We start from the raw sequence: 22,177 nt of genomic DNA, 5'->3' as shown, positions 1-22,177 counted from the left end.
GCTGCGGTGCGAAGGCACCGCAATGAAGGTATGAGAGAAGGTGGCATGTTTACGGTACACGGACAATGGCAAATCAATATTACTCCCCCTTATGTATATGTGAATTTAGTTGGGGCTTTTAATCGCGAGGGAATGACAGCGCTGGAAAAAGAAGCGCGTCAAAAGTGGCAGTCTTATAACCCTGGCCAACTATACGGCGCGGTAATTAACTTGAGTGAATTTGAGATGACGACCAATGACAGCATTGCAGCATTGCAAGATTACTTTGCTGATATGGAGAAGCGGGGATATCGTCGGATCGATTATATTGGTATTGATGCACTTTCGAGAAAAATTATCAGTGAGTTGTGGTCACATAGTGACATCAAAGTGCAACTTTACCTTGATGTCGCCACGTACCTTAGCCAGCATCCAACTCATCGAGGAGAGGCCAGCTGGCTGATGGAGTAACCGATTAACCTAAGTATGCTTTTAGCATCCATACGAGTTTTTCTTGTTCCGTAATGTAATCACTCATTAGCGACGCTGTCCCTTCGTCGTTCGCGTCAGAGGCTTGTGTTAAGATGCCGCGTTGGCGCTTGATCAGCTGCGTGAAGCCTTCGAGTAGTATTGAGACCGCTTCAGGTCCATTTTGTACCCCTTTCGCTTCTTGGATTTCACTCATCGCTAGGTAGTCACTGAATGCGTGAAGTGGTGTTCCTTCAATCGTTAGAATACGTTCGGCCAATTCATCTACTTTAAGAAGGAGCTGGTTGTATATTTCTTCAAACTTAACGTGTAGTTCAAAAAATTCCCTGCCTTTGATGTTCCAGTGAAAGCTACGGGCATTCATATATTGAATTTGATAGCTACTAAGTAACGTATTCAGTGCTGCCACAACTTGCTGACTTTTTTGTGCGTCTAATCCAATGCTATTACTCATATCTTATTCCACCCTGTTTCGATTTGCGGTTTCAACCGCATATAAAAGTATCTTGTGAGCACGTTATGGACGTCTTACGTGCATCAACGCTATGACACCTAGTTTGGCTGAACTTCAGTGACTTGGCCAACGAGGAAAAGCGATTAGCGTCATCGAAAAAGGCGTTTACTCCTGCTTAAAGTTTGCCAAGTTGCTTACTTAGTCGCCACTTACTTGATCCACCGCAAGCGTCAGCTAGCGGGTGATGTTTGTGAATAACCTGCTTGATTCAGGTCAATTTTTAAACGCTTTGAGGCGCCATAATGAACTGGCAAAACGTTCTATTCAATGTATGAATTCACCTTTTAGAGCGTGAGTGTAATCAAGGAGAGCACTATGAAAGGTAAAACAGAGTCACAACACCGCGGCGAACTGCTCGTAGTGGTTATTGCGTTAGTTGCGTTTGTGGTTGGTTTAGTTGGGCACCTCGCTGGCGCAAGTTATGCGAATTCAGATGCGTTTGGCTATTTAGCTGCACCTGTACCACTTATTATGGGCATTATTGCCTTAGTTGCCTACAAGGTAGCACAAAGAGCGGATAAGTGAGTTATTCATCACGATGTAGGATCTCGATAATGTAATCCATCACTGTGCGTGAATAAATTAACGTGGTATGGCTGAGGTGGAATACCTTGTGCTCAGCCATACCCTTTAGTTTTGTCTCATCCAGCAAAACTGTGCCATCGGAGCGACTGCCTTTTTGCAATAGCGGCATTAGACCAATGGGCAGATCACCTGCGATACTATAAAGATATGCATTAAACGGCCATGTATTGGTTTCGCTCAGCAAGTATTCGACGCTGTTTTTTAATAAGCGATCAAACCCTTTGTCATGCATATGCTTGGCGATTGCGCTGCCCTTGTGAGGTGTGCCTAACGTAATGACTTTCTTAATATATTGGCTTTGATCCGATGCATTTGTCAGGTACCCTCTGGCGACCAACCCGCCCATTGAGTGACACACCAGAGCGGTGGGTTGAGACTCTACAAACTCATCAATCTTACGGAAGATGGCGAATTTGTCTGGGTCTAGCGTGTTGTAGGTAAGATTGAGAATATCGCAGCCAGTTTTCTCTAAGCGCTTACAAAGCGGTTGCATCACAAAACCCGACATATATAACCCGTGTAATACAATGATCCGCTTTATTCTCATGGATGTCCCTACTTTAGTTGTTGTGGTGTGATCTGCACACTATGTTCGGAATTACTGAGCCATATTTCGCCATCTTGAATGGTAGCTGTCAAATCCATTGAACGAGAGAACAATTCCGTCATTTGAGATGTGGCACTGTACGGTAGGCTAAACACAGATAAATTACGATATTGATTGGCAGTTGACTGATTTTTCTTCCACCATATTTCTTGAGTATTTTCGCCGTAGGTGTACAACACAACTTGCTTTGAGCGTACTGCCGCTTTTTTAAGTCGCTTTTCGTCAGGTAAACCTACATCGATCCACAATTCGATATCATCTGTGAGGTTTTTTTGCCATGCTGCGGGTTCATCGTCCACGCATAATCCTTTGGTAAATGATAACTCCTCATTGTATTGCAATATATACGCAAGTAAACGAACCATGAGACGCTGTTCGTTTTCCGAGGGGTGTTGAGCGAGCGTAAGTGACTTGTCTGTGTAAACATGTCTATCCATATCGCTGATGTTAAGGTGTGCTTTTAAGATTGTCGATTTTAGTGCCATGATAGTGCGCAGAGAGTTTTTAAAGCATCATTATATCAAGATTTATCTATCTGGCGTGTTTTACGTTAAAATAGCGTCAGATTTTAGTTTTGGAGAGATTTTTTATGGCCATCCAATGGTTTCCTGGGCATATGAATAAGGCGCGCAATGAGATCAAAGAGATCATGCCGCAAATGGATGTCATTATCGAAGTGCTTGATGCACGTATCCCATATAGCAGTGAAAACCCAATGGTAACGCAGCTGCGTGGTGACAAGCCGGTCATCAAAATCTTGAATAAAGCAGATCTGGCTGACCCGGATATGACCAAGGCTTGGATGGCATATTTCGAGCAAGAAGACGGCGTTAAAACGCTGGCATTTGGTCATGACAAAGCGGCAGAAGTACACCGTATTAATACCTTGTGTAAAAAACTTGCACCGCATAAAGTGGGTCAGGACAAACAGCTCAAAGCCATGATTATGGGGATCCCCAATGTTGGCAAGTCGACACTGATTAACATTCTGGCAGGTCGTATTGTCGCAAAAACGGGTAACGAGCCTGCGGTGACTAAAGCACAGCAGCGCATTCGTTTGGAAGATGGCATTATGTTGTACGACACGCCGGGAATGCTTTGGCCAAAGGTAGAAAACGAAAACTCAGGTTATCGACTGGCTGCAACAGGGGCAATTCGTGATACGGCCATTAATTATGAGGAAGTGGCGAGTTATACTGCTGAGTACTTATTGAAGGCTTATCCGGAGCTATTACAAAGCCGTTACAAAATCGACGAGTTACCAGAGTGTGACTGGACCTTTATTGAAATGGCTGGCCGTAAGCGCGGATGTATTCGCGGTGGCAATCAAGTCGATACGCATAAAATGTCGGAAATCCTCATTAACGAATTACGTGATGCAATCCTTGGCAGGGTTACAATGGAAACCCCGCAGATGCGCGAAGATGAAGAGCTGATGGTGGCAGAAATTCGCGCCGCAGCAGAGGCAAAAAAAGCAGCACGTGAAGAAGAGAAGCGTCAGCGCCGCGCTCGGGCGAGAAAAAATCGCCGCTGATTAGGCGGCTTCTGCAAGCACCGTACGATTTCTACCGGTGCTTTTCGCACGATACAAAGCTGCGTCGGCCCGTTTTAATAAGCCATCCTCGGACTCATCAATATGGTATTGTGCGATGCCAATACTTGCAGTGACGTTGACCTCACAGTTACTTGATCGCAATGCTTCGTGGATCTGTTGGGCCAACTCGTGGCCCGTATTTAATGTGGCTTTGGGCAGTAAAATGACGAACTCTTCGCCTCCCCAGCGACAGGTTAACCCTTTGGTTGTGACGATACGTTTACATGTCTGAGCGACCTCAGCTAAGACTTTGTCCCCGACTAAGTGCCCGTGCTCATCGTTGACTTTTTTAAAGTGATCAACATCCAGAATTAGCATCGTTAATGGTGTAAATTGCGTGCGCGCTTTATGCAACGCTTTTTGCAATAAAGGTTCAAAGGCTTGTCGATTGTGGGTATCGGTAAGCTTGTCATAAGTGGCCATTTTTTCGAGACGTTTTTGGTAATGATTGAACGTCAATTGGGCACTTAGCAGTATCACTGCGGTGATCACGATCCCCATGAATAAATTGATGTATAACGTGTCCGAAAATGATTTGTCTTGTGTCAAGGTTTGCTCTACAACCAAGTACCACCCAAATTGCGCCAAATAGCGTGAGTTAATAAATGTGGTGGTTTCATTTTGTTCCAGTCTGAGTTTGTAGTGATTTTTATTGAGTAGTTTAGCGCTGTGCGAACCAAATTTATCGGCGAGTGTTGCATCGGTAAATGTCGCATCATTATAAAAAAGTAAACGGCCCTTATGATCAATAAAATAAACTTTTCTATTGTAGGTATGCTGATATTTATCAATTAATCGCTTTAGGTGGTCAAGTTTTACCCCAACGCCCGTAATGCCAACCAGTACACCATTGTGCTGAATTTTGTGGTTTACAAAGACAACTGCTTGATGGTCATCACGTGGGTCAAAGTCCACATTTAAAGTGTACGGATTTGAATTATCTATGGTTTCTCGATACCAATTGTCTCGCGCATTTAAACTATCTAACTGTGACGTTTCGCCGTCATAGCGATAGTAGGTTTGGTCTTCACTGGTCACCAAAAAACTGGTAACAGCCCCGAACTCACGCCGCATTTGTCTTAAATATTCAAATAGCAATTGTTTATTATCTTGAGCTGTCATCAACCAGGCATGCAAAAAAGTGTTGTTTGCCATTTGCGCAGAAATAATAATCGGAGCTTGTAGCTGCTTTTGCAGATCAGTATGAATAAGGTGGCTGGTCAAAGGCAATGCGTCGTTTTCGATACCGTTAAATAAGGATTGCTTGGCGATGACTAGACTAAACCAGCTGGTAAAGATAAACCCAGCCAGTAGCAGTATCGTTAAAATTAAATTATATCGATAGCGTGTTTTGGTCATGGCAAGTTGCAAGAAATCAAAGGCAGCCAACTCTATCAAGGGCACAAATTAGATGCTATTACATGAGATTACAAATGGGTACAAAGGGGCAATAAAAAAGGCCCAGAAGGGCCTTTTAGGTTCATATCTACCGTCACCGATATGAGCAATGTAGCAAGTAAAATAGTAAGTCGGTTGTTAGTGAATCACGTTAAGGGGCGTTAAAGTTCATCACTGACAACCTAAAGCTGTTTACGTGCGCGACACGTGTTTCGGGGTCGAGAAACAAATTTGAGTACGTCAACAAAGTGAGTGCTTGTCTGCTTTGTTGAGATTGATTATCAATTAGATTTGAAGGTGTGTCAACACTTATTTGAAAATAATTCTCATTTGTATCGGTGTGTATTGATGAAGTGTTGCGATCTCAGAGTAGGGCATCGGTGCAAGCGGGCATAATTGAAATAAAAAAGCCCGCAATAGCGGGCTTTTAATGATCATATCTACCGTCACCGATATGAGCAATGTAGCAAGTAAAATTAGTAAGTAGGTTGAGTATGCTTTACTTTAAGGGGCGTTAGAGCAAAGCATCTGCAACCAAGCATTTTACGTGTGCATCACGTGTTTCAGGGTCTTGAAACAATTTAGCGTACTTAACAAAATAAGCCGTCAACTCACTTTGTTGAGATTGATTATCAATTGTATTTTGATCTATGTCAATATTTTTTATGAAAATAATTCTCATTTATATTTATGGTGATGCAGTCGCGTATTGAATAGTTGTGTATATGGGGTATTAAACTGAGATCATGGGGTTTATAAACGCTTGTTATAGATGATAAAAGTGCGGGGTTACAGGCATAGAAAAGCCCGCGGGTCGAGCGGGCTTTTAGTGTCATATCTACCGTCACTGATATGAGCAATGTAGCAAGTAAAATAGTCGGTTGTTTGCGTGCAATTTTAGGGGCGTAAAATAGCTCGCGCTAACCTAGCGTGTTACGTTCGCTCAACGTGTTTCAGGGTCGAGAAACAAAATAGAGTACTTCAACAAAATAAACCGTCACTTACTTTGTTGAGATTGATTATCAATAACATTAAGGTGTGTGTCAACTTGTTTTTGAAAATAATTCTCATTTAATTTTTGAGCACCTATGAAAATACGCGAGAGGCGTCGTAACAACACTTGGTGGTTGTAGTAAAACCTACCTTTATTTCATGTGTAATTCGGCGTATAACAGTTACATAAAAATAACAAAAGAGGTGGTTTAATGCTCAGTATGTTCGGGCTAGTTCTGGCATTGGCAGGACTGATTTGGTTGACCTTGCGTGGGATGAACCTGTTTATTTCTGCACCGTTATGTGCGCTGGTTGTGGCACTCAGTAGTAACCTTGTGTTATTCAATGGCGCGTCTGGACAGGACTTTGTGACGCTATATATGTCTGGGTTTAGCGGCTTTATTCAAGCCTGGTTTTTTATGTTTTTGTTGGGCTCTTTGTTTGGCAAATTTATGGAAGATACGGGGGCTGCAGACGCGATTGCGCGTTACATCACGGATAAAATTGGGATGAAGCATGCGGTCTTCGCGATAGTATTAGCATGTGCATTACTGACCTATGGTGGGGTCAGCGTATTTATTGTGGCCTTCTCCGTTTATCCCATGGCGTTGAGTTTATTTAAGGATGCCAATTTGCCACGGCGTTTCATCCCTGCGGTGCTGGCATTCGGATCTGTGACGTTCACCATGACGTCGGCAGGTTCACCAGAAATTCAAAACTGGATCCCAATCAAGTACTTGGGAACGTCACCGTATGCGGCGTGGCAAGAGAGTTTAATTGTGGCCATATTCATGGCGATTTTGGGATATTTCTTATTGGTGAAAATGATTAAAAAAGCGGTTAATAATGGCGAGCAATTTATTGCTCGAGAAGACGATCCTGTTGAAGATAAACGTCATTTACCTCATCCGATCACCGGTTTGATCCCTTTGCTGGTTGTTTTATTACTGTCTTTCTTTCTCCATGAGCAATTGCAGCAAAGTGCATTGATCGTGGCCCTTTTAGGCGGTGTACTGGCGATTTGCGCTGTGAACTTTAACTATTTTAAAAATCTTACTCAGGCAATAAATTTGGGCACAACCGGTGCCTTAGTAGCCATAGGTAATACGGCAGCTGTCGTTGGATTTGGTGCGGTTGCCAAAGGCACGCCGGCATTTCAAGAAGCGGTTGCGTTGATGACTTCAATTCCTGGTAACGAATTATTAGGCGCTGCCATTGCTATTAGTGTGATTGCCGCATTAACAGGTTCTGCTTCAGGTGGTCAGGCAATTGCCTTACCGCTTGTTGCACCACATTATTTGGATTTGGGTGTCGATGCTAATCAATTACACCGTGTGGTCGCAATAAGTTCAGGGGCACTGGATACGCTGCCTCACAATGGCTATGTCGTGACAACGGTTAGGGCGATCTGTGGTGAAAAACATCAAGATGCTTATTGGCCGCTCGCGGTATTGACCGTATGTGTGCCGTTACTCGGTGTTGCGTTGGTGCTCGGATTATTTATCTGGTTTTAATCTGACGTGACACTGTCATGTTATACAAAGCAAGGTGATTTAAACTAAGTTAACAGTAGTAGCTAGTATCAAAATCAGCACAGCAAACAAATAAAAAGGAGAGTGTAATGCATTGCCATGAAATTGATTACGAAATTATTGGTGAGTCTATGCAAATGGTGGAAGTAGAGCTAGATCCGAATGAAACGGTGATAGCAGAAGCTGGTGCCATGAACTACATGCAAGAGGGTATCAATTTTGAAGCTAAAATGGGGGACGGTGCCGACGTTGAACAGGGTTTTATGAGTAAATTGTTCAGTGCTGGTAAGCGTTTGATCAGCGGTGAGTCATTGTTTATGACCCATTTTACTAATGAAGGGAGTGGTAAAAAGCGCGTCGCATTTGCTGCGCCATTTCCTGGCTCTATCTTGGCGCTTGATATGGCGACATTAGGTGAATCTGTTTATCTGCAAAAAGACTCTTTTTTATGCGCAGCCTTAGGTACCAAAGTGGATATCGCATTTCAGCGTAAGCTCGGAGCTGGCTTCTTTGGTGGCGAAGGCTTTATCTTGGAGCACTTACAAGGGGATGGCATGGCATTTGCGCATGCGGGCGGTACTGTTGTTGAAAAGCAATTAAATGGCGAGATGCTTAAAGTGGACACTGGCTGTGTGGTTGGCTTTAGCGAAGGAATTGAGTTTGATATTGAGCGAGTAAAAGGGTTAAAGAGTATGTTTTTCGGTGGAGAGGGGCTATTTTTAGCTACTTTGCGCGGACATGGTACCGTTTGGATCCAGAGCTTACCATTCTCTAGACTCGCTGACAGAGTGCTTGAATGCGCGCCAAAACAGGGGGGCAGCCGACAGGGAGAAGGGTCTGTTCTCGGTCAAGTTGGTGACATCATAGATGGTGATTAAGCCTTTATTTGGCTTATTTTGCCTCGTTCAACAATGCAATACGGCAATGAATGCGTTTTAATTGCAAATTGGCTGCATTTTAATCGACTTCAAGGATGATGTTCGCCTAAAGAGGTGATATACTCCCGCCGAATAATTTTTCTACTTTAAATAGAGTAAAACAATGGCAGATTTATCGAAATACAGAAACATTGGTATTTTCGCGCACGTTGATGCGGGTAAAACTACGACCACTGAGCGTATTCTTAAGCTTACTGGTAAGATTCACAAAACTGGTGAAGTACACGATGGTGAGTCAACTACTGACTTCATGGAACAGGAAGCAGAGCGTGGTATTACTATCCAGTCAGCAGCTGTTACTTGTGAGTGGAAAGGCCACCGTTTAAACGTTATCGATACTCCTGGACACGTTGACTTCACAGTTGAAGTATACCGTTCACTTAAAGTACTAGACGGCGGTATCGGTGTATTCTGTGGTTCTGGTGGTGTTGAGCCTCAGTCAGAAACTAACTGGCGTTATGCGAACGAATCAGAAGTTGCACGTTGTATCTTCGTAAACAAACTAGACCGTATGGGTGCAGACTTCTACCGCGTAGTTGGTCAAGTAGAAAAAGTACTTGGCGCAAACCCACTAGTTATGACTCTTCCTATTGGTATCGAAGATCAGTTCACAGGTGTTGTTGACGTACTAGAAAAGAAAGCATACATCTGGGACGAGACTGGCCTTCCAGAAAACTACGAAATCACTGACGTTCCAGCTGACATGGTTGAGAAAGTTGAAGAGTACCATGAGATGCTAGTTGAGTCTGCTGTTGAGCAAGACGACGACCTAATGGAAGCATACATGGAAGGTGAAGAGCCTTCACTAGAGCAAATCAAAGCTTGTATCCGTAAAGGTACACGTGACCTTGCTTTCTTCCCAACTTTCTGTGGTTCTGCATTCAAAAACAAAGGTATGCAGCTAGTACTAGACGCAGTTGTAGATTACCTACCTGCACCTACAGAAGTTGATCCTCAGCCTCTAACTGACAAAGACACTGGTGAACCTACTGGTGACGTTGCAACAGTTGACGCTGATGAGCCACTTAAAGCGCTTGCGTTCAAAATCATGGACGACCGTTTCGGTGCACTTACGTTCATCCGTATCTACTCTGGTCGCATGAAAAAAGGTGACACGATCCTTAACTCTGCAACTGGTAAAACAGAGCGTATCGGCCGTATGGTTGAGATGCAAGCAGACGAGCGTAACGAACTTACTGAAGCACAAGCGGGTGACATCATCGCTGTTGTTGGTATGAAGAACGTTCAAACTGGTCACACGCTATGTGATCCTAAGCACGAATGTACACTAGAAGCGATGATCTTCCCTGATCCGGTAATCTCTATCGCTGTTGCACCTAAAGACAAAGGTGGTAACGAGAAGATGGGTATCGCTATCGGTAAGATGGTAGCAGAAGATCCGTCATTCCAGGTTGAGACTGACGAAGATTCAGGTGAAACTATCCTTAAAGGTATGGGTGAACTTCACCTAGACATTAAGGTAGACATCCTTAAGCGTACTTACGGCGTTGAACTAGTTGTTGGTCAGCCTCAGGTTGCTTACCGTGAAACTATCACGCAAGAAGTTGAAGACAGCTACACGCACAAGAAGCAGTCTGGTGGTTCTGGTCAGTTCGGTAAGATCGACTACCGTATCAAGCCTGGTGAAATTGGTTCTGGCTTCACGTTCTCATCTTCAGTTGTTGGTGGTAACGTACCTAAAGAATTCTGGCCTGCAGTTGAGAAAGGCTTCGCGTCAATGATGGAAGAAGGTGTTCTAGCTGGCTTCCCTGTACTAGACGTTGAAGTTGAGCTATTCGACGGTGGTTTCCACGCAGTTGACTCATCAGCAATCGCATTCGAAATCGCTGCTAAAGGCGCTTTCCGTCAGTCTATCCCTAAAGCGGGTGCACAACTTCTTGAGCCAATCATGAAAGTTGACGTATTCACGCCAGATGACAACGTAGGTGACGTAATCGGTGACCTTAACCGTCGTCGTGGTATGATCAAAGACCAAGAAGCTGGCGCAATGGGCGTTCGTATCAAGGGTGAAGTACCTCTATCTGAAATGTTCGGATACATTGGTCACCTACGTACTATCACGTCTGGTCGTGGTCAGTTCTCAATGGAATTCGCTCACTACGCACCATGTCCGCAAAACGTTGCTGACGCGGTAATCGCAGCTGAGAAAGAAAAGAAAGCGGCTAAGTAATTTGTTACTTTAGCTGACTTTTAAAAAACCGCCGTAAGGCGGTTTTTTTATGTGTATATTTTAAGAAGTTGATTTTTGCAATTCACACAACTAAACGCCAACCCAACTCACATGCCGCTCAATTTTTAAAAATTAAAAAACTCAGTATAATTTCTATATATATAGATAATTATTAATAGTAAAAGGTGGTTTTACTATTTTTTACTTAACTTTATTTATAAATAAAATTACGTATATACATCATTATTTTATAAGTTAATGAAATAATTAGATTTGTTTCAATAAATGAAATTATTTGCAATTATTGAAATGCTACATTTAAGTAAAACTGTTTTGTTGTAATTTACATTTCCTTTCTTAATTATTTAATTATAAAGAACTTTTATAAATTCCAAGTCATTTAAGAAAGAATTCATAAACAGATACCGAACAATAGTCATCAATATATTATTGAATAAAAATAGACTTTCATGCTTGATTTAGGAACAGAGCGAATTTATCATACCCAGCTCTTAGTATTACATTGATGGGTTGAGTAAAATTTGGAGGTACTCATGAAAACAGTCAATTTGCGAATCAATTGGTATGTATATTCGATACAAATACTATTAACCGCATTATTTTTCACAATATTTTCAAGTCTTGGAATGTCGCAATTAGCGTATTTAATTATGGGTGTAAGTGCACTTTATATATTTATCTCGCTATTGCTTATCCAACAGAAGCACAGGTATGTACATATCGATAGGGCAGGGTTTAGCTATAAATGCCTCTCAAAAACATGTTACTTGCACAGTGATGAAATAGCTGCGATTAAAGTGATAAAGATCCTCGGTGCAAACACGGTTTCCGTGGAGCTTAAGTCTAAAAAGCAAGTTCTGTTTTTATTTTGGTCAGTTGATATAGAGGACGTACAAAAGGCTGCCAAATTATTTGACTGTGCACTAATCGGTGAAGTTGCGTTACAAGTGAAAGCTTAAAAGAGCGCCTTCGGCGCTTTTTTACTATTCGGATAGTCGCAAACTAGGGGGTGAATACGAAGCTCTGATTGGTTGCTTGGGGTATCAACACCTTTGAACGCTATCTTATAAAGTCGAGGTTTCACACCTTCATCGAAAAACTTATTCAAGCTCACTACGTGCTTCATTATTGCTATTTCGGGCTAGCTAAAAGGCGAATTATCCATCTATGCGGAAGTCGTCCCAAAAGCCACCAGATGTTGCTTTTTAGGCTGCAATAAACAAAGCGGTGAGCCATGAGCGATCATACCCTTGGTAATGGACCTTGTATTCATTTGGTTAAAAGGGGGGTGAAAACTGTTTTCCACATGTCTCTGTGTATTTTTGAATGGTGCGCAACTCCTTTCGTTGCTGCACGGTGAGTCGACATACCGCAGGTGAAAAAAAAGGCGCTTATGAATAGCGCCTTTTTTATCTATCGTGATACGTTATTTTTCATTCAACCATATAGCGACTTGTTTCGCGAAGTAAGTCAAAATGCCATCTGCACCTGCACGCTTAAACGCTAACAAGGATTCCATAATCGTCGGTTTTTCTGCCAACCAACCGTTATCAATCGCCGCTTTGTGCATGGCATATTCCCCACTGACTTGATAAGCAAAAGTGGGCACACCAAATTCATCTTTTACTCTACGTACGATATCTAAATATGGCATGCCAGGCTTGACCATGACCATATCCGCACCTTCTTGCAGATCCAGTGCAACTTCACGCAGTGCTTCATCTGAATTAGCCGGATCCATTTGGTAAGTTTTTTTATCTGCCCCTTTGAGGTTGCCTGCTGACCCAACGGCATCCCTAAATGGGCCATAGTAACTAGATGCATATTTAGCTGAATATGCCATGATCCGAGTATGAATGTGGCCAGCTTCCTCCAATGCGTCACGAATCGCGCCTATACGGCCATCCATCATATCAGAGGGGGCCACGACATCCGCGCCAGCATCGGCATGTGACAGCGCTTGTTTAATTAAAACCTCAGTAGTCACGTCATTCATGACATAGCCATCTTCATCTATGATGCCATCTTGGCCATGTACAGTGAATGGATCTAAAGCGACATCCGTGATGACGCCGAGTTGTGGACAAGCCTCTTTGAGCGCACGTACTGTACGTTGTGCGAGTCCCTCTGGACTATATGCTTCTTCGGCCATTAGTGATTTTTTGTCAGCTGGTGTGACAGGGAAAATGGCGATTGCAGGCACACCCAAATCCTGTAGCTGTTTTGCCTCTTCAATCAATAAGTCGATAGAAAGACGTTCTATTCCAGGCATCGATGGGATCGCTTCACGGCGGTTTGTTCCTTCCAACACGAAGACAGGGTAAATGAGATCAGCAACTGTTAATGAGTTTTCACACATTAAGCGTCGCGAGAAATCATCGCGACGCATGCGGCGCATGCGCGTGTAGGGAAAAAGATCGAGTCCAGATTGAGCCACATTAAGTCTCCTACTTAAGTTGATATGTACAAACGCGATTTCGACCTTGTTGCTTTGCTTCATACAATGCTTTATCGGCCAAATCGGTAAAAATAGTGGGGTTTTGGGTATCTGTTGCTATTGCGCTGTAAACACCAGCACTGGTTGTAAAGCGAATCGTTTGATCGGCAATATTCACGACGCATTGCTCGGTTGCTTCTCGAATTTGCTGCGCAATATCGTGTGCACCTTGTTGACTAGTATTTGGCAATAAGATCACAAACTCTTCTCCGCCGTAACGGAAGACTTCGTCGTGTGGTCGTTTCAAATGCTGTTGAATGCTGTGCGCGAAAGCGCAAATTGTATGATCGCCAGCAAGATGGCCATAGACATCGTTAACGCGCTTAAAGTGATCAATATCCAGCATAATGACGCTCAATGTTGTTTGTTCACGTCGTGAGCGGCGAACTTCCATCATGAGGCGTTTATCAAAGTAACGGCGATTTTTCACTTTCGTGAGCGGGTCTTCCATATTGAGCTTTTCTAGCTCGCGATTTTTTTCTTCGAGCTCTCGAAGTGTCACCTGAAGCTCAAAAGTTCGTTCATCAATACTACTTTCGAGATCTTCTCTAGCCTGTTCTTGGATAATTAATTTCTCTTTGAGTAAGGCATCTTCGGCACGTGTTTTCGCGAGTTTATGCTCCTGTTGTTTGATATGCGCTTCGCGCTCAGCAATATACTGCTTTGCAAGGATATAGCTAACATACGAACATAAAAATAAAGAGCACAAATAGGTCACAGGACGCTCCAAGAGCGCGCCTGAAAGTAGTCCCAACTCAAAGCCAAATTGGTAGCAAAGAGAAATCAGTAGTGAGACATAAACGCCAATGACGACAAGCTTGTGGCTGAATTTAGTGGCGTTGGCAAAGAGCGTAATACCGCAGAAGTACAGTACCAATGCAATTGAAAAGACATAGGCGCATTTCATTGCGAATGAAATGGGCAACAATGTACAAATAACCGTCACTAGGCAGCTAATGATAAGCAAATATTTGAGTTTATTATCAACATTTTCTCGATGAGTTACAGGCAATATGGCACTGCGTTGTATCGGTATCAGGAGAAGCGTCGACATAAGCACTAAGATACTTTGGCCATATTGCTGCATCCATTGCCAATCAGCATATAGATAGCGGTAACCAAAACCATATAAGTGTACAAGTAACAGCCATATACTGGTGAGTAGTAAGGTGCCGTGCAGAAAGTATTTACGACGTGTGAAACTATACATCATAAAATTGGTGGCTATCATTGCAAGAATAAACCCGGCAAGTATGCCGTAGATGAGATTAAATTTACTTTTATATTTTAAGTATTCAACTGGGTGCCACAAACTCAAAGGGATATTTAAAGCGCCATGATGGCGCACGTTCAAATACACGACAATTTGGTTTTTCCCCGGAATTTCAAGGGGCACTAACTGGGCTTCATGTTTGATGGGCCTTTGCACAAGTGGCCGGCTATCACCCAAATCAAGCGTCAAGATAGAGTGATTTGCCTGTAAAATATAAGCTGTGATGCTGTCTAGGAGATTATTATTGATACTGAGTAGCAATGGGATTTCTATTAGGCTGTCATTTTTTAGGATAACTTTAAGCCATACTTGGTCGTCAACTTCACCTAAGTTTAACGCGCCTGCATCATGTTGTTGCCACTTAGGAGCGCTGGCGAGCAAAGCGTCAATGTGGTTGTGATGAGAAACGGTATAGCTAAATGGTAAGGCAGCTTCATGGCGAAACTGGGCGGGCAATACAAATACATTGCTTGCGCTGGTTTCTGACTCTGTCTCACTGGACCAAGCTGACAAACTGGTTAGCATCACTAACAACAGCAGCATTCCCCTCATCTGTTAATATCCATCCGTCAGATGAGGTGAGAATAACGCATTAAAATTATTGCTGCTACAAGTTGCAATGGCATCAGTGGTCGCATCTTTTAGGCTTGCAATGTGTGTCGCAATCTCTCTGAGATATGCGGGTTCATTTCGTCTCGATTTAGGTTTTGGCTTGAGCGTGCGTGGCAGTAAATAGGGCGCGTCTGTTTCTATCAGCAACCTATCATTGGGAATATATTGGATCAATTCTCTCAGTTGCTGGCCTCGTCTTTCGTCGCAAACCCAGCCCGTTACGCCGATCATTAGACCGTAGTCTAGGTAGTATCTCAGCGCAGCTTTATCGCCAGTGAAACAATGCAACACGCCTTTTACGTTAACGTCTTCGAGCAGTGCTTTTAGGCGAAGGTGCGCATCTCTTTCATGTAAATACACTGGCATCGCAAGTTGCTCTGCCAGTTGCAGCTGCGTGATACAGACCTGTTCTTGAATGGGTCGGGGTGAAAAGTCTCTGTTGAAGTCGAGTCCACATTCACCAATTGCCACTACTTCTTCCGAGCTCGCAAGCTCAGTAAGTTGGTGTGCCAAGTCCTCAGGTGCATCTTTGGCATCATGTGGATGAACACCAGCCGTACTGCAAAACCCATATGATCTGGCCATTACTTGGCTTTCAATGCTCGATTGGATATCGCAGCCTATGAGCAGCATATTCGCAATGTTTGCTGCTCGTGCCCGCTCAAGTACAGCCCCTCTGTCTTTTTCAAATTGAGGGCTAGTCAAGTTTACGCCTGCGTCGATCATGGTCTGCTGCATTTATTGTAGTCTTTTCACCCTGATAGAGCGATTAGAACCAGCTTTGTTCATTAAGTAAGAATTAAAAGCAGCACGTTTGATGGTAACGTCATCGCCCACTTTGGCGAAAAATGAATCACTGCCTATTTGTTTCCAAACATGCCCATTGGCCAAAGTAAATGTACGTATTCCGCGCGCAGACTCTTTCAACTTCACTACTTCAAGCGTCATATTTTCAATATCGGACAGCTGCTCTTTGACCTTATTTTCAAGGCCAAACTTTTGCTCTGCTGATTGCGGTTTTGCGGCTGTCGTTGCTGGAGCTAGGGCCTGTGTAGCGGTTGGCAATGATGCACTGTCAGTGACAGCGTGTTGAGTGGGGGCGGCGGCAGTACTTTGGTTACCAGCCATGGTTTCATCAAAACAGACAAGGCGTTTAAGTGCATTTTGAATTGTCGTACAAGACTCTAGCGCCGCAATGTCGACTGTGTTCGCATTGGCAGTGACGGATAAACCAAAAGCAAGTACTGCAAAAACTTTATTCATTATTGATTTCCTGTTGTTGTGACTTCTTACTATATACACCAGCTAAAATGATTCCAATTTCGAATAACAGCAGCATAGGTAGAGCCAACAAAGTTTGAGACAACACATCGGGGGGGGTGAGGAACATGGCTACAACAAAAGCCCCGACGACAATATAAGGACGCTTTTCTTTAAGACCTTGCGTTGTCGCGACACCACTCCAACACAAAAGCATAATGGCCACTGGAATTTCAAAGGCCACGCCAAAAGCGAAAAACAGTTTTAAAATAAAGGCCAAGTAACTGCTGATATCTGGTGACAAGGTCATCATGGATGGACCCGCAGCGGTTAAAAAGCCAAGAATAATGGGCATGACAACATAGTAACAAAATGCGATGCCAGCATAAAAAAGTATTACGCTGGATAACAAAATTGGCATGAGCATGCGTTTCTCATGTTTGTATAAGCCCGGTGCTAAAAATCCCCACACTTGGTGCAATATGAAAGGGATTGCCAAGAACAAAGAGATAAACAAGGTGAGCTTGAAAGGGGCAAAAAATGGTGCCGTAACATCTGTCGCTATCATTGTGGTATTTTCTGGCAAGCTCAGAACCAGTGGGTTTGCAACAAAAGCATAAATGTCATTGGCAAAATATACCAGAGCAAGAAAAATCACTAGTACACTAGCCAGTGCTCTGATCAATCGATCTCTAAGTTCAATTAGATGGCTTATAAAGCCACTAGTTGCCGTGTCGGACATGAAAATTCCCGTTACTTCTTAGTATTTAATCTTTTTTAGGTGGTGGTGCTGCAGAAGTGTCTTGGTAGCTATGTTGTACCGACCGCGCTGCTTTTTTTAGCTCATCAACGGACTCCTGAAGCTCTGGTGCCAAATTACTCATATCTTGTTGTTCTGCTTTTTTTAGATTTGAGTGTAACTCGTGAACTCGAAGTTCTTCATTCACTTCCGCTTTGACTGAATTAGCCACCGATTTCAGCGTTTTTATCCAGCGACTTACCGTCCGTATCGCAACTGGCAATCTTTCAGGCCCCAGTACAATTAAGCCGACGATGAGGACGACGACTAGTTCCCACATGCCCATCTAATTACACCTTTTCTTTGTCAGATTCAGTGCTCGTTGCGTTGCTGTTTTGCTGAGTCTGGTTTTGAATTGCTTCTTTTGGCTTCTCTGACTCTTTCTGGTTTTTCTCTTCGTCTGACATGGCATTTTTAAAGCCTTTTACGGCATTGCCAAGATCGCCACCGAGGCCACGTAGTTTCTTAGTGCCAAAAAGTAATACGATAATTGCCAATACAATTAATAATTGCCAAATACTGATACCGCCGAATCCCATAGTTACTCCATTTTTTAATATTATTTGTTAGGTTTAATTCGATTATACGCCGAGTGCGTAAAATATCACCCTGTTTTACGCCATGCACTGATAAATATCAATATCGCAATGGTTGCATTAGCCATGCTGGCACCATGTAGTCCAGCGATAAAACATAGCCCGGCAATGATTGCAAACGTTGAGGCTGCCATGCCCAGTAAGATACTTTGTACTGACTGCTTACTCGGACGATGAGAAGTCGCGTGTGGACGCGGATGCTGACGCTTCAAGTTTTGATATATTAAATCAGGCAGCTCAGGCATTTTTTCTGCCCAAAATGGCAAGTTTTGATATAGCTTTTTCGCCACCGCCAGCGGACCCACTTGTTCTTGAACCCAGTGTTCAAGAAAGGGTTTGGCCGTTTTCCACAGATCGAGTTGAGGATACAATTGGCGACCAAGCCCTTCGACATACAGCAAAGTCTTCTGTAATAAAACCAATTGAGGCTGCACTTCCATGTTAAACCGTCTGGCAGTATTGAATAAGTTTACCAATACATGGCCGAATGAAATTTCAGCTAACGGTTTATTGAAAATTGGCTCGCAAACCGTACGAATAGCAAATTCAAACTCTTCGACACAGGTATCTGCCGGCACCCAACCGGAGTCAACATGTAGTTGAGCGACTTGGCGATAGTCACGATTGAAAAAGGCAATAAAGTTCTCTGCTAGGTAACGCTTGTCTTCACGGTTTAAAGTACCCACAATACCACAGTCTATACCGATATATTTGGGGTTATGGGGGGTCTCGTAAGAGACAAAGATATTGCCGGGGTGCATGTCGGCATGAAAAAAACTGTCTCGAAATACTTGCGTGAAAAAGACCTCAACCCCTCGTTCGGCAAGTAGCTTCATATCGGTACCTTGCTCAATAAGCGTCTCAGTATCAGACACAGGTATGCCGTAAATACGTTCCATGACCAAGACATTTTGGCGTGAATATTCGCTGTAAACTTCGGGGATATACAGAGAGTCAGAGCCTTCGAAATTGCGTCTCAGCTGAATCGCATTGGCGCCCTCTCGCATGAGGTCCAATTCATCTAACAGGGTTTTACGATACTCTCTAACGACTTCAACAGGACGCAGTCTGCGCCCCTCACTGACCAACCCAGCGAGTAACTTTGCAAATTGCTCCATGAGAGACAAATCAGCAAGGATTTGTTTTTCGATATCGGGACGAATAACTTTAATCACGACATCCTTAAGGCCTTCGTCGGTGTGTAGTTTGGCACTGTGAACCTGAGCAATGGATGCAGAAGCCAAAGGGTGTTGATCAAATTGCTCGAACAGTGCTTCGATATGCTCTATTTCGAGCGCTTTTTCAATGAGCTTTTGCGCATCGGTACCACAAAATGGCTGCACGTTGTCTTGCAGTTCGGCCAGTTCTATTGCGATATCTGGTGGCAGTAAATCTCGCCTAGTTGAAAGCATTTGGCCAAATTTAATCCACACCGGGCCTAGGGTTTGCAACGCAAGACGTAGTCTTGCGCCTGCTGATTTTTCAGTATGTTTGTTGGGAAGCCAAAATAGCGCCTTGCGTAGTAATTTCGCATACCAGGGTTGTAATTGCTGTGGTAGTAGCTCATCTAGGCCGTAGTTGAGAAAAGTTTTACCTATTTGGTAGAGGCGAGCGAAGGACAATTCCAGCTCCTTAATCGTTAGTCGAGTGCGTTGATACGTTGTTCAAGTGCGCTCAAGTGTTGTGATAGCGCCCTTGTTTGAGATTTAAATTGTTCTAATTCGAGTGGGTGAACAGTGACATTCAGCTCATCTTGGCATAGCTGTGTAAAGATGTCCTCAAAGGTTTCGCAATGCTTTTGAGCGCGACTTTTACCTTGTCCAATTGTGTTTACAAGGTGCTGTGCACCTGCATCGCCGAGGTAGCGGGATACATGTTCAGCCCAATCTATTTTCAGGTTTGAGAACGCTTTACTGTATGCTTGAGCAAGGTGAATATCCCCCTGTAAATCCAGCTTGTTTGCACGGATAAGGCGTGTTAATTGACTGGGGTCTTTTAGCTCGGAGACCGTGTCTAGTGCGGTCGTAATATGGCAATCCGCGCTGTCGAGATAGTTTCCGTATACAAAGCAGTGATCGCCATTGTAATGCAATGCACACGACAGGTTTAAGTCGGTCAGCGTGACAGCAAGGACTCTGTGCTCAGCGTCGCGCAAGTCTTGCCTGAGCGAGGGTTCGAGTGTGATTAACCGATTGACAATTTGTTCAGTAACTGCTGTGAGCACAGATATCCACATAACTTTTTATATCCTTGATACTAGTACTTAAATCCTCTGTGCAATGCAACTATGCCACCTGTAAAATTCTGATAGCTGGCTTGCTCAAATCCCGCATTTTCCATCATGTTCTTTAATGTATCTTGATCTGGATGCATACGAATTGACTCAGCAAGGTAACGATATGATTCACTGTCATTGGCTACCAGTTTGCCCATCGTAGGCAAGATATTAAAGGAGTAGAAATCGTATAATTTAGACAGCGCTTCGTTATCAGTTTTAGAAAATTCTAGGACCAATAAACGTCCGCCTGGTTTAAGCACTCGATACATTGAACGCAGGGCTTCGTCTTTGTCCGTGACATTACGCAAGCCAAATGCAATGGTAATCACATCAATACTATTGTCAGGGAAAGGCAGGGCTTGTGCATTCATTTGCACGTACTCAATATTATTGACTAGACCGAGGTCTCTGAGTTTATCTCTGCCTACTTTAAGCATGGAGTCATTGATATCACCCAAGATAACTTGGCCCGTTTCCCCAACTAATTGGCTAAATTTTGCGGTCAAATCGCCCGTGCCACCTGCAAGATCTAGCACTCGATGACCTTTACGAACACCAGAACATGCGATTGTTTGACGTTTCCAAAGACGATGAATACCGAACGACATAAAATCATTCATGATATCGTATTTGGCTGCGACAGAGTGAAAAACATCTGCAACCAGTGACTCTTTTTGATTGGACTCGATAGTTTTATAACCAAAATGTGTGGTATCGCGATTTTCTTCTTTCATGTTGCCCTTGCTGACACGGTTTAGATGCACATAGTGTACTTGATAGGGATATGTTGGTGCAATTTATAGTGACAGCATTTAACCAATTATTTATTGATTTAGATACTATAAATTGGCACCTGAAATGTAACAATCTCGGCCCAGCGTCAATGCTTTATGCGCCGCAAATGAGGCCTTGTTCGCCAGCTCATTGAAATCTGCCTCGGTATGCCTTTTGGCTATGCCTACGGCCAGTTGAATCTCGGGGAATTGAATATTACCTCGGTTGCTGACAAATTTGAGCTTTTGAATGCCTTGACGAATTTTCGCAGCGATGATTTGCGCGGTTTCTGGTTCGATATCTGCGAGTAAAATCGTGAACTCTTGTTTACCAGTGCGCCCGGGGACGCCGCTTTCGACAACGTACTTTTTAATTTTTTGCGCGATGCGTTGTAATACTGCTTCACCGATAACATCCCCATATTTGGCTGTGAATTCTGCCAAATTATCGACTTGAATCGAAATCGCACACAAGGCTTTCTCTTGGTCTAGCCACATCTCGGCTTTCTGGCTCAAGTAGTGACGTTTATATAATCCTGTATGGGGATCAATGAGGTGTTGTTTTCGAATTTTACTCAGCGCTTGTCGCTGTTCACTTTGCTTTTTACGGGCTTTTTCTAGGCTGACCTTAAATTGCTGTTGCTGTTCAAGTAAGCGCTCGGTATGCAATGAAAATTCAGCGAGTATTTTTTTATTTGTCTGAGTGTCGTGATTATTTAACGCGTGGCTGCAATTTTTTATTTGCTGGCGAAACTGTTTAATGTTTTGCTGTGAACGTCGACTTGACACGGATAACTCGTCAATGACGTTATCTACTTCTTTCAGTACGGCAAGCTCGGCTTGGTGCTCAGCATAAATAAACTCGAAATAAAGCTGTTCGATGTAGACGTTGTCAATGGTCATGTTATTGCGCAGATCTCTATCGAGACGTTCAACTAATTCAGTGTTACTGCGACTGATGTAGGTATATGTTACCTGATAATTAAGCGGCGTCGGAGGCAGTTGATGCTGTTCCAAAAAATGGCAGACTTTCGTCATTTTTTCTTGCGCTAGCGCCATTGGATCATGAAACATCATGTAGTTAATTACCAAATATTACAGTTAATCTTGAAGCGCTAGTATCCTTTGGCGTGGGTCATAATTTCATCCGAATTGAAGTTTGGCTACATTAATCGCAATTGCGACAATTTAAAAGTAAAATTTGCGTTTTTCGAGTGGAAAATATATACATTTAATCTTGTTAGGTGA

23 protein-coding genes are annotated in these 22,177 nt (G+C 43.3%); 7 read left to right on the top strand and 16 right to left on the bottom strand.

Going from position 1 to position 22,177, the window contains the following annotated elements; genetic code table 11:
• Positions 1 to 45: 45 nt before the first annotated feature.
• Positions 46 to 450 carry a hypothetical protein gene (locus L1286_RS19730; RefSeq protein WP_235408729.1) on the top strand — a complete coding sequence of 135 codons (405 nt, stop codon included), beginning with the start codon at positions 46 to 48 and terminating at the stop codon, positions 448 to 450.
• Between the two features lie 4 nt (positions 451 to 454).
• On the opposite strand, the gene L1286_RS19725 is transcribed toward L1286_RS19730, so the two are convergent.
• Complete coding sequence (locus L1286_RS19725) at positions 455 to 922, bottom strand: Dps family protein (protein WP_235408728.1); 468 nt, start codon at positions 920 to 922, stop codon at positions 455 to 457.
• A gap of 375 nt (positions 923 to 1,297) precedes the next feature.
• On the opposite strand from L1286_RS19725, the gene L1286_RS19720 reads away from it, so the two are divergent.
• Positions 1,298 to 1,507 carry a hypothetical protein gene (locus L1286_RS19720; protein ID WP_235408727.1) on the top strand — a complete coding sequence of 70 codons (210 nt, stop codon included), beginning with the start codon at positions 1,298 to 1,300 and terminating at the stop codon, positions 1,505 to 1,507.
• A 1-nt stretch (position 1,508) separates the two neighbouring features.
• Here L1286_RS19720 and L1286_RS19715 read toward each other — a convergent pair whose 3' ends face one another.
• Both L1286_RS19715 and L1286_RS19710 read right to left on the bottom strand, forming a co-directional pair.
• The gene (locus L1286_RS19715; protein WP_235408726.1) at positions 1,509 to 2,114 is read right to left on the bottom strand and encodes a PGAP1-like alpha/beta domain-containing protein; all 606 of its coding nucleotides are present in this window, start codon (positions 2,112 to 2,114) and stop codon (positions 1,509 to 1,511) included.
• Positions 2,115 to 2,122: 8 nt separating this feature from the next.
• Positions 2,123 to 2,659: a YaeQ family protein gene (locus tag L1286_RS19710; RefSeq protein WP_235408725.1), complete on the bottom strand. Its 537-nt coding sequence runs from the start codon at positions 2,657 to 2,659 to the stop codon at positions 2,123 to 2,125.
• A 104-nt stretch (positions 2,660 to 2,763) separates the two neighbouring features.
• Between L1286_RS19710 and ylqF the strand changes: the two genes are divergently transcribed.
• Positions 2,764 to 3,708 carry a ribosome biogenesis GTPase YlqF gene (ylqF, locus tag L1286_RS19705; protein WP_235408724.1) on the top strand — a complete coding sequence of 315 codons (945 nt, stop codon included), beginning with the start codon at positions 2,764 to 2,766 and terminating at the stop codon, positions 3,706 to 3,708.
• On the opposite strand, the gene L1286_RS19700 is transcribed toward ylqF, so the two are convergent.
• Positions 3,709 to 5,127, bottom strand: a complete 1,419-nt coding sequence (locus L1286_RS19700) for a sensor domain-containing diguanylate cyclase (RefSeq protein ID WP_235408723.1) — start codon at positions 5,125 to 5,127, stop codon at positions 3,709 to 3,711. It lies immediately after the preceding gene.
• Between the two features lie 1,244 nt (positions 5,128 to 6,371).
• Here L1286_RS19700 and L1286_RS19695 point away from each other — a divergent pair.
• From L1286_RS19695 to L1286_RS19680, 4 genes are all read left to right on the top strand, one after another.
• The gene (locus tag L1286_RS19695) at positions 6,372 to 7,673 is read left to right on the top strand and encodes a GntP family permease (protein ID WP_235408722.1); all 1,302 of its coding nucleotides are present in this window, start codon (positions 6,372 to 6,374) and stop codon (positions 7,671 to 7,673) included.
• Positions 7,674 to 7,780: 107 nt separating this feature from the next.
• Positions 7,781 to 8,569, top strand: a complete 789-nt coding sequence (locus L1286_RS19690; protein WP_235408721.1) for a TIGR00266 family protein — start codon at positions 7,781 to 7,783, stop codon at positions 8,567 to 8,569.
• A gap of 163 nt (positions 8,570 to 8,732) precedes the next feature.
• Positions 8,733 to 10,820, top strand: coding sequence for an elongation factor G (fusA, locus tag L1286_RS19685; RefSeq protein ID WP_235408720.1), 2,088 nt, complete (start codon positions 8,733 to 8,735; stop codon positions 10,818 to 10,820).
• A 554-nt stretch (positions 10,821 to 11,374) separates the two neighbouring features.
• Positions 11,375 to 11,800 (top strand): hypothetical protein, encoded by a 426-nt coding sequence (locus L1286_RS19680; protein WP_235408719.1) that lies wholly within the window; start codon positions 11,375 to 11,377, stop codon positions 11,798 to 11,800.
• Here the strand turns inward: L1286_RS19680 and L1286_RS19675 are convergent.
• From L1286_RS19675 to L1286_RS19620, 12 genes are all read right to left on the bottom strand, one after another.
• Positions 11,797 to 11,967, bottom strand: coding sequence for a hypothetical protein (locus tag L1286_RS19675; RefSeq protein ID WP_235408718.1), 171 nt, complete (start codon positions 11,965 to 11,967; stop codon positions 11,797 to 11,799). The genes L1286_RS19680 and L1286_RS19675 overlap by 4 nt on opposite strands.
• A gap of 300 nt (positions 11,968 to 12,267) precedes the next feature.
• Entirely contained in the window at positions 12,268 to 13,278 is a 1,011-nt protein-coding gene (gene hemB / locus L1286_RS19670; protein WP_235408717.1) for a porphobilinogen synthase, read from the bottom strand.
• Between the two features lie 10 nt (positions 13,279 to 13,288).
• Positions 13,289 to 15,154, bottom strand: coding sequence for a sensor domain-containing diguanylate cyclase (locus L1286_RS19665; RefSeq protein WP_235408716.1), 1,866 nt, complete (start codon positions 15,152 to 15,154; stop codon positions 13,289 to 13,291).
• 12 nt (positions 15,155 to 15,166) lie between these two features.
• On the bottom strand, positions 15,167 to 15,961 hold the full coding sequence (locus tag L1286_RS19660) for a TatD family hydrolase (protein ID WP_235408715.1): 795 nt from the start codon (positions 15,959 to 15,961) through the stop codon (positions 15,167 to 15,169).
• Positions 15,962 to 16,486, bottom strand: coding sequence for a hypothetical protein (locus L1286_RS19655; protein ID WP_235408714.1), 525 nt, complete (start codon positions 16,484 to 16,486; stop codon positions 15,962 to 15,964).
• Positions 16,479 to 17,225 carry a twin-arginine translocase subunit TatC gene (tatC, locus tag L1286_RS19650; protein WP_235408713.1) on the bottom strand — a complete coding sequence of 249 codons (747 nt, stop codon included), beginning with the start codon at positions 17,223 to 17,225 and terminating at the stop codon, positions 16,479 to 16,481. Before tatC ends, L1286_RS19655 begins: the two co-directional genes overlap by 8 nt.
• Before the next feature lie 25 nt (positions 17,226 to 17,250).
• Complete coding sequence (tatB, locus tag L1286_RS19645; protein WP_235408712.1) at positions 17,251 to 17,568, bottom strand: Sec-independent protein translocase protein TatB; 318 nt, start codon at positions 17,566 to 17,568, stop codon at positions 17,251 to 17,253.
• Positions 17,569 to 17,572: 4 nt separating this feature from the next.
• The gene (gene tatA / locus L1286_RS19640; protein WP_235408711.1) at positions 17,573 to 17,821 is read right to left on the bottom strand and encodes a Sec-independent protein translocase subunit TatA; all 249 of its coding nucleotides are present in this window, start codon (positions 17,819 to 17,821) and stop codon (positions 17,573 to 17,575) included.
• A 65-nt stretch (positions 17,822 to 17,886) separates the two neighbouring features.
• Positions 17,887 to 19,500 carry a ubiquinone biosynthesis regulatory protein kinase UbiB gene (gene ubiB, locus L1286_RS19635; protein WP_235408710.1) on the bottom strand — a complete coding sequence of 538 codons (1,614 nt, stop codon included), beginning with the start codon at positions 19,498 to 19,500 and terminating at the stop codon, positions 17,887 to 17,889.
• A 17-nt stretch (positions 19,501 to 19,517) separates the two neighbouring features.
• A complete protein-coding gene (locus L1286_RS19630) occupies positions 19,518 to 20,114 on the bottom strand; it encodes a ubiquinone biosynthesis accessory factor UbiJ (RefSeq protein WP_235408709.1) in 597 nt (198 codons plus the stop codon).
• A gap of 20 nt (positions 20,115 to 20,134) precedes the next feature.
• A complete protein-coding gene (gene ubiE, locus L1286_RS19625) occupies positions 20,135 to 20,890 on the bottom strand; it encodes a bifunctional demethylmenaquinone methyltransferase/2-methoxy-6-polyprenyl-1,4-benzoquinol methylase UbiE (protein WP_235408708.1) in 756 nt (251 codons plus the stop codon).
• Positions 20,891 to 20,995: 105 nt separating this feature from the next.
• Complete coding sequence (locus L1286_RS19620; protein ID WP_235408707.1) at positions 20,996 to 22,006, bottom strand: GGDEF domain-containing protein; 1,011 nt, start codon at positions 22,004 to 22,006, stop codon at positions 20,996 to 20,998.
• Positions 22,007 to 22,177 lie beyond the last annotated feature (171 nt).

The organism is Pseudoalteromonas sp. SMS1 (assembly GCF_021530565.1).
Taxonomy (GTDB): Bacteria; Pseudomonadota; Gammaproteobacteria; order Enterobacterales; family Alteromonadaceae; genus Pseudoalteromonas.
The sequence above is the reverse complement of the archived record's forward strand: the minus strand, read 5'-3'. Positions and strand labels throughout refer to the sequence as shown.